Genomic DNA, 8,059 nt, shown 5'->3' on the forward strand with positions numbered 1-8,059 from the left:
TTCTGATTTAAAAGCGCATATCTGCCACATGTGCAAGGTTGGTGACAGTATGTGAGGTTAGAGTTTCAGATGTAAACAAGAGGTTAACATCAATATAACTATTTCTAAGGAAGGGTAAAATGAATACTCTCAACAAGGTAATCCTAAAGCTTTCAGCTGTGACAGGGCTAACACTCTCTATTTTACTTCCGCAAATCGCACTTGCTGACAATTATCCAAAGAAACCCGTGAACTTTGTTGTGGGTTTTGGTGTTGGTGGGAGTGCCGATCGCATGGCACGTACCATGTCCAGCTTTCTCGCCGAAGAGTTAGGCCAACCGGTTAAAGTGATCAACAAGAAAGGTGCCGGCACTCAGCTTGCTGCAAACTATGTGTTGAATCGTCCAGATGATGGCTACACCGTTTTCGCGTCGACTTTTTCTCCCTATCTACCCAACACAATTCTGAAAGGTAACGCGAGCTACACAATTAATGACTTTTCATATATGAACTTTCAGTGGTTTGATTTCGAGCTTATTGCGGTAAACAAAGATACGCCGTATCAGGATCTATCCAGCTTACTTACAGCAATCAAAGAGAACCCCAAATCAGTGAAAGCTGCTGTAGTACAAGGCTCTGGAGGACACCTGATGGCCAAATTGTTACTGGAGAAAAACGGCATTCCTCAAGAAAACCTCAACCTTGTGACCTTCAATAGTGGTGGTCAAGCGCGCTCTGCTGTGGCTGGTGGCCAGGTAGACTTTATCGTTATTAGTGCTCAAGGCAGTGAAGGTATTCGCGAGTTCTTGCGCCCGGTTGCTGTTGTTCGTGATAAGCCAAGTGACCGTTGGGATGCGCCGACAGTAAATGAAGCTCTGAAACCGCTTGGAATTGAGGTGCCAGTATTGACCGGATCGATGCGTGGCTTTGCCGTCACAAATGAGTTCAAGAACAAATATCCAGAGCGCTACAAACAGTTAGCACAAGCATTCGAAAGCACGCTGGCACGAAAAGATGTTCAAACGTTATTGAAGTCAAACGACATCGGTGGAGTCTGGGTTGGTCCAGAACGTTCGACAAGTATGATGGTTGAGAACTACGAAACCTTTAAAACCTACAAGTATTTACTCGATTAATCTATTTAACATCATCTACTGGTTAGTGCCAAGCTAACCAGTCTTTTTCACTGGAGGCTATGTGAGATTGTTAAGTCAACGCTCTGCCGACTTCGTTGTAGTCATCGTATTGGCTCTGTTTGTATGCTGGTACTCATGGGATGCTTACCAAGCATCTTCAACGGCGGAAAATCTAATTCTAATTACGCCTATTACGTTAATTTCCTTGATACTTTGCATTCTGGAACTTACACGCCAACGGCTTGATAATAAAAAACAATGCAAGCCGGAACCCGGAAGTAATAGTCATGACGATTTGAAATCGGTACTGCCTATCATAGGTCTCTTTGCCGTTTATGTTCTGTCGCTGGAAACGATAGGGTTTGATATTGCAACGACGCTGTTTGTTGGCTGCTTTTTGTTGATTCAAAAAGAACGCCGCCTTGTATGGATTATTGGCTATAGCGTTGTTTTCGGGTTACTGATGTCAACATTTTTCGCTCAAATGTTGCCATATCCTATGCCAATGACCTTGCTACCCACTGACTACTAGGAGAGCGAAGTGCTTGATTTTTCTGCTATTTCAGCGGGTAGTGAATTATTATTTACGTCCGTTGGCCCGTGGCTGTATGTTTTTCCGGGTATTATTATTGGCCTCATATTTGGTGCCATTCCGGGGCTACAGATTTCGATGGCGATGGCCATCTTTTTACCTGCAACACTGTATATGAGTTTCCTGGAAGCCATGCTTTTCCTCACGGCTATATTCACGGGTGGCTCATTTGGCAGTGGTATCCCCGCTATCCTCATGAACATTCCCGGTACCTCATCAGCCATTGCGACAGCATTTGATGGTTATCCGATGGCTAGAAAAGGAGAGCATAACAAGGCACTGGGAGTCGCTTTAGGTGCATCATGTTTTGGAGTGCTATTTGGTTACCTTATTCTATTTATGTTGATAGAACCCATCTCCGGGATGGTACTCAAACTTGGACCTTCAGAAATGTTTTTCGTCATCTTGTGGGGAATGACGCTGATTGCCAGCTTAAAAGGTGATTTTATTCTGAAGGGCTTGTTGTCCGGTATGGTTGGCCTGCTTATAGGTACCATTGGCTTTAGTGAAGTCGGGGTAGCACGCGGCACATTAGGTAATGAATATCTGCTTGATGGCGTCCCTGTAATACCTGCCATGATGGGAATGTTCGCAGCATCTGAACTCTTTAAGTTAGTCAATACCCAATACCTGATAGCGGATGAATCGGCGCGCAAGGTGAGTATTCGACAAATCTTAAGTGGTTTCAAGCACGCATTCAGGCATCCTAAAGTCATGCTACGTGGTAGCTTGATTGGCGTATTTGTCGGAGCAGTGCCGGGGGTTGGCTCTTCGGTCTCAAATCTACTCTCTTATGTAGAAACCAAACGTCATGATAAGGATCCGGAAAGCTACGGGCAAGGTAATCCAAAAGGTGTGGTCGCAGCGGAATCTGCGAATTCAACGTCTGAAGCTGGCTCGATGGCAACACTCTTGGCATTAGGTATTCCTGGGGGAGGAGCAACAGCAGTTATGCTTGCGGCTTTCGCGATGCACAATATTACTGGTGGTCCTCAGTTTATCCGTGAAGAAACCGATATTGTATACGCCATTATTATTGCTAATTTCGGCCAAGTGTTGCTATTGGTCGCTTTGGGACTGATGTTCATTCCTCTACTTGCCAACATAGTTAAAGTGCCAATGAATATTCTTATTCCATCGGTGCTCTCAATGGCTGTATTTGGTTCCTTTGGTTTGACGGGAAATATCTCCGGCCCAATCACTGTGTTGGTATTTTCCATCGTTGGCTGGGTATTTAGCCGATTGAATTACTCTGTTCCGGCTGCAGTGATTGGGATCTTGCTGGGTGGAATGGCTGAAAGTAATTTACTGCACACTTATCAGATTAGCGGTGGTGAGCTAAGTTATGTGTTTGAGAGGCCTATAACACTGCTGATCATCAGCTTACTGATGTTGTCATTGTTTGGCTCCAAACTTACTGGACTACTGACCCGCAGAGCGAGTCAGCCATCAAACGAGCAAATTTCATAGGCTTGATTTGTCTAATTAAGCAAGACACCTTCATTTCGGGAAGGTGTCTTGCTTGGACAAGTCCGCACAATGTGCTGACGGTGGCTTCATTGTGTCTGTCCTGATTTCCCTTCTGATATTCCTCCTTCCTATGCCTGTCTGTCCTGTTTTTTTTCTCTGTGAAAAAGCACATGGTTAATGGCGCTTGTTTGCAAATGAATTTACTGATAACTCTATCTTTAATGGGCTGATCGAACAGTGTTATTGTTCTTGGTATAAAGTAGCCATATCTTTCTGGTGAGCAGATTATTGTCACTTCCATTGATGGTTTCTTGGAGGGTTTGTTGTTGAGGTAAATCAGTTAAAGAGTTATATTTTATTTATTGCTTTTTTCGTGTCTACTCTTGATCACGCTTTCAAATGTTGAGTTCTGCTTGTTTCTTTAAATAGTATTAAGTGACTCGAGAGAAGTTCTTTTGATGATATAAAAAACATATTCTTGTGTTTAATCTCCCGCCAACTGACTTATCGATTAATTGTCAGGATTTCAGAGTCACACCTTAATTGACCATGCTCTTATCATAGCGTGCGACACAAAGGCTTTATATGTTCAATATTTTAAAATCGTTCGGTCGTTCGGATTCGCCTGTTTCTCTGTTTATGAATAAACAGGTATTTGCCATTTTATTGTTTGCCAGCGCAAATGCTGCTGTGAATCCGTATAAGAATATTTTCGGTGTCGATGTTATTGGCCTGCAGGAGATTTACTACAGTTTAGTGATTCTACTGTCTGGAGTAGTCATTACCTTCTTTAGTATTTACTTTGGTATGCGATCAGATAAAGAAGGTAGTTTTGTAAAGTATATTATTATTTGCAGTATTTGTGGTGTGTTTGGAAATGTTGCGCTTTATGTCTGGCCGAACGAGTATACGTACTTTTTAGCTAATTGCTTACTATTGCCAGTATTTTGTGTGCTTAACTCATTGATTTTTGGGTATGCCGCGGCGAAGCGCAATGTGGATGGTGCTGATAATGCGCACAATGAGAATGCGGCATTGCGCTCAACCTACTCAATGGGGTATGTGTTAACTCTTGGTATGATTGGCATGTTAGCGCTTCAAAAAGAACAGCTTATATTTATCTGGTTGTTCTCTGGCATTATGTGCTGCCTGATCTTCACCTTGTACTTTAAAGAAAGCTTTGTCAATGAAAGCCATAAATCCATGTTGTCTTCCGAACCTATCTCTAAAGTATTCCATGCTTCGAATATAATTAAACTGATAAGCGTATCGCTTGTTACCAACATGCTGTTTACCTTAGATGCGACTGTGCCTTTTATTATTGTCAATCAGGTGAAGGGGGAGTATTCCGATATCGGGATATTTGAAGCTGGTATTGCTGTGTTTGAGGTTTTCTTTATTTTTTATTGGTCTAAGACAGCTCAGAAAAAGAAAACATCCAGTGTGATAATCATGGGTGCGGTAATATTTTCATTATCTACCATGCTGTTGTCTGTGACGCAGAATGTCGTTCATGTTTATCTGTTAATTCCTTTGATAGCGTTGGGTGCGGCATGTCTGATCAGTATCCCTATCGGATTTTTGCAATCGCTGGCTGAAGGAAGGCCGGGTGTTGGCAGTTCGTTGCTGTCGATCTCATTCTTTGTATCGTCTTCGGTCTCATCTGTTGTCTACTTCTTGGGTAATTATTTCTTTGATATCGGCATGACAATATTTATTTCATCGGCTGTTGGTTTGTTAGGGTTGACCATTTTATACCTGGCTGACAGACGGTAATTTTTTGCCCGAAAGGGAATTTCATTAAGGAGAGAAAATGTCGACGTTTTGTGTAGTCGGAGGGGGACTGTCTGGCCTTGAGTTTGCGCTTTATTCCGCCATTCAGGGCAATAAGATTGTGATTTATGAAGCCGGACCGGATTTGCGTAAAGAACATGTGCATTTCGATACCCGTGCTTTGCAAGGCGATGAAAAGAAAGTGCACTGGACGGCGGATGAACATTGGGCCATTGGTGGAATCAGTGAGCGTTTGGGAGGGCGTTCGCTGTGTTATCACGGGGTCATGCTGCCGCTTGAACCGCAGGCTCTGGCAAGCTGGCCCGAGGTTTGGCAACAGCGCTTGAATGGCCCTGAAGGGTTGTATCGCCAGTTGCAGAAGGAATTTACCGGTAAATATCCTGAAATGACCAGGCAACAACAGGTTGGCATACCTCTAATTCATGCGCCTCAGGCTGCGATTGTCGGCGAGAATGCAGCATTTTCGTCATACAGCCCTTTATATCAGCTTGAACCCTTTATCAGGGATGGGGTGATTCGAATTGAAAGAGCGACTGTCGCCAAGGTAGAAAAGAAACCGGAAGGTTTTTTTCTTATCGATCAGGAAGGGCGGACTGTGAATCCGTTACCGTTCGACAAATGTATTTTGTCGGCATCGGCTTTGGTGAACAACAAGATTATTTCCACATCGCTGGAAAAATCCACCACAGCACAGGTTACCGATCATTACTGTATTGGTATTGCCGTTAAGATTGGTCAGGGTGAACGCATTGCTCAATACCGCCATGAAATGTTGTGGCATGGTTTCAGCGAGCATCATGATCTGAATGCCAACATCTTTGTGGTGGAGCGACCGAATCTCGATAGCGGAGATCGCATTTTGTTATTGATGGCCGTGGTTGAGCAAAACCCGCATCAGTCTGAATTCAGCCAGCTCCATTGTCATTACAGTCAGGGCCAGACAAGGCTGGACATTAACTCGCACCATTCAGAGACAGGAATTGAAAATTACAACCGCGTCGCCAGGCGCATTGTTGAATTTGCCAGTGAGCAGTTAAGCGCAGAATTAGTGCCGTTGTTTGACACTCCGACAGAACAGTCGGGTGCTTTTTTCGGATCGACAGAAAGTACCGAGATAGAGCAGGCGCTGGCAGCGCTGAGTGAAACGGAACAATCCAACGTATATACGCGGTTTATCTTCCCTTACGGTTCGTATGAGCACGAAAGCTGTACGCACCCTATAGGCGGAACCGGTGATATTGCTTTAACTGACGATTTGGAATTAACCGCCATGCCGGGCGTGTATGCCATTGGGCCTGGTGCTTTTCCTCGTCTGGGCATTGCCAATCCGGCCTTAACCATATGCTCGTTGTCCCGTTGGCTTGCATCACATCTTTAAGCAGGAATAATTATGAATAAACTCGCGATTCTGGGCGGTAGCCCTGTCATTCCAGAGGCATTGCCAGCCTGGCCAAGTCTGGATTTATCTGTGATGGATGATATTGAAGCCATCTTAAAAACCGGTGAAATTAATTATTGGACCGGTAAGCGTGGAATGGCCTTTGAAAAGGACTTAGCGGCCTATCTGGGCGATGGTTATGTCGTCACCACTACCAATGGTACGTCAGCCCTACATACGGCTTTTTCCGCACTGGGTATTGGTTCGGGTGATGAAGTGATTTGTCAGTCCTATACCTTTATTGCTACCGCATTTTCTATTTTGCAAGCGGGTGCGCTACCTGTATTTGCCGATGTTGATCATACGCATACCCTTGACCCCAAGTCGGTAGAGAGCAAAATCAGCGATAAAACCAAAGCCATAGTGGTTGTGCACACATTCGGGGTACCGACCGATATGGACGCTATCATGGCCATCGCCAGAAAGTATGATTTAAAGGTCATTGAAGATTGTGCTCAGGCATTGGGAGCCAAATACAAAGGGGCTTACCTGGGGACCATTGGTGATGCCGGTTGCTTCAGTTTTTGTCAGAGCAAGCACATTACAACAGGCGGTGAAGGCGGTGCAGTGTACGTCAACTCAGAAGATCTGGTCTGGAAATGCCGCTCGTTCCGCGATCACGGTTACGACGTAGCTAAAAGGTTGGGTCTGTTTGAAATCTCGCAGAAATTGCCTTATATCCATACTCAGGTTGGCTTTAACTATCGGATGACAGAAATTCAGTCTGCCATTGGTATCAGGGAGTTATCCCGTTTCAAGGCAACTGCATTGGAACAGCGAATCCGTAATGGCCGCTTCCTGACAGTGTTATTGAAGGAACACCCATTAGTTAAGCATGCACCGGCTGATGATGAAATACGTGGTAACGCTTTCTGGTGGGCGCCGTTTGTTCTGGATATGAGCCAGCTCAGTTGTGACATCAAGACGTTTACCAAGGCCATTGATGCTGAAGGTGTGCCAGGTTATCCGGTACCCTGGCCAGAAGTTTATAATGAAGATGCATTCCAGAAACAAAATGGGTTTGGCACGAATAATTACCCGTTTAACGACCCGGCCCACCGGCAGATTGATTACACATTAACGGACTGCCAGGCGGCCAGACAACTGGGAGACAGCTCGATAGTGTTCCATACCCACCCTGTTTATTCAGAGCAGCACATGGAAAAATTCGCAACTGCGTTTAATAAAGTGTACGAGCATTATAAAAAGTAACCCGGCGCAAAATAATTTTTGATGAGATGGCTGTTCAAATGAGCACCGCCTCCGCATTAGCGGGGGCGTTTTTTTTGCCAATACTGTCTTAACTTTCAGATAAACCGACAAAAAAATTCTCTGTGTCTGTAACATAATGATCATGTTCGCCTGTCTTTAAGGAGCAAACTGTGAACATCAAACCTGAGTTAGATATAACAAGCGATGAGCATACCGCGATAACAGCGCTTCGAAATGATGCATTTCCCGATCATCAAGTTGCCCGTTCTTATTACAAACAGTTACCGCATATGCGTGCGCTGAAATACAAAGATAAAAGGTTAGTGGGCTACCTGGGACTGGACTATCGTGTTATTGGGGTTGGAGGATGCGCATTTAAGGTGCTTGGTGTTATCGATTTTTGCGTAGCCAAAACGCATCAGGGGCAGGGTATCGGGT

The 8,059-nt window shown here is 44.6% G+C and carries 6 protein-coding genes and 1 pseudogene; all 7 read left to right on the forward strand.

What is annotated here, in order from left to right; genetic code table 11:
* Positions 1-119: 119 nt before the first annotated feature.
* A complete protein-coding gene (locus KCG43_RS03310) occupies positions 120-1,115 on the forward strand; it encodes a tripartite tricarboxylate transporter substrate binding protein (protein WP_192016786.1) in 996 nt (331 codons plus the stop codon).
* Between the two features lie 61 nt (positions 1,116-1,176).
* Positions 1,177-1,647, forward strand: coding sequence for a tripartite tricarboxylate transporter TctB family protein (locus tag KCG43_RS03315; RefSeq protein ID WP_218383253.1), 471 nt, complete (start codon positions 1,177-1,179; stop codon positions 1,645-1,647).
* A 9-nt stretch (positions 1,648-1,656) separates the two neighbouring features.
* Positions 1,657-3,177: a tripartite tricarboxylate transporter permease gene (locus KCG43_RS03320; RefSeq protein WP_192016784.1), complete on the forward strand. Its 1,521-nt coding sequence runs from the start codon at positions 1,657-1,659 to the stop codon at positions 3,175-3,177.
* Positions 3,178-3,762: 585 nt separating this feature from the next.
* The gene (locus KCG43_RS03325) at positions 3,763-4,953 is read left to right on the forward strand and encodes a hypothetical protein (RefSeq protein ID WP_192016783.1); all 1,191 of its coding nucleotides are present in this window, start codon (positions 3,763-3,765) and stop codon (positions 4,951-4,953) included.
* A gap of 37 nt (positions 4,954-4,990) precedes the next feature.
* Entirely contained in the window at positions 4,991-6,349 is a 1,359-nt protein-coding gene (locus KCG43_RS03330) for a hypothetical protein (protein ID WP_218383255.1), read from the forward strand.
* A 12-nt stretch (positions 6,350-6,361) separates the two neighbouring features.
* Complete coding sequence (locus tag KCG43_RS03335; RefSeq protein WP_192016781.1) at positions 6,362-7,621, forward strand: DegT/DnrJ/EryC1/StrS aminotransferase family protein; 1,260 nt, start codon at positions 6,362-6,364, stop codon at positions 7,619-7,621.
* 170 nt (positions 7,622-7,791) lie between these two features.
* Positions 7,792-8,059, forward strand: a pseudogene (locus KCG43_RS03340) (GNAT family N-acetyltransferase); the annotation flags it as partial.

The sequence above is a fragment of the Photobacterium sp. WH24 genome, from assembly GCF_019204055.1.
Classification (GTDB): Bacteria; Pseudomonadota; Gammaproteobacteria; order Enterobacterales; family Vibrionaceae; genus Photobacterium; species Photobacterium arenosum.

Bases quoted from the DNA above. Each gene is read 5' to 3' on its own strand.
- KCG43_RS03325 (WP_192016783.1), top strand. From the start codon at position 3,763: ATGTTCAATATTTTAAAATCGTTCGGTCGTTCGGATTCGCCTGTTTCT.
- KCG43_RS03335 (WP_192016781.1), top strand. From the start codon at position 6,362: ATGAATAAACTCGCGATTCTGGGCGGTAGCCCTGTCATTCCAGAGGCA.
- KCG43_RS03310 (WP_192016786.1), top strand. From the start codon at position 120: ATGAATACTCTCAACAAGGTAATCCTAAAGCTTTCAGCTGTGACAGGG.
- KCG43_RS03330 (WP_218383255.1), top strand. From the start codon at position 4,991: ATGTCGACGTTTTGTGTAGTCGGAGGGGGACTGTCTGGCCTTGAGTTT.